Raw genomic sequence first — 211 nt, 5'->3', positions numbered from 1 at the left:
CTCAGAAGTGAAACGCCGTAGCGCCGATGGTAGTGTGGGGTCTCCCCATGCGAGAGTAGGGAACTGCCAGGCATCAAATTGCAGTAAACCGGGATGAAGAATCCGGGTGGTGACAAAGAAATTCGGTGGAGCGGTAGTTCAGTTGGTTAGAATACCTGCCTGTCACGCAGGGGGTCGCGGGTTCGAGTCCCGTCCGTTCCGCCACTTATTA

1 tRNA gene is annotated in these 211 nt (G+C 55.5%); it reads left to right on the top strand.

Annotated elements, in window-relative coordinates:
• Nucleotides 1-127: 127 nt before the first annotated feature.
• Nucleotides 128-204 (top strand) — tRNA-Asp (locus OGY72_RS00010).
• Nucleotides 205-211 lie beyond the last annotated feature (7 nt).

The organism is Citrobacter sp. Cpo221 (assembly GCF_030332345.1).
GTDB classification, from domain to species: domain Bacteria; phylum Pseudomonadota; class Gammaproteobacteria; order Enterobacterales; family Enterobacteriaceae; genus Citrobacter; species Citrobacter portucalensis.
Note: the sequence above shows the minus strand (reverse complement) of the source record. Positions and strands in the feature narration are given on the sequence as shown.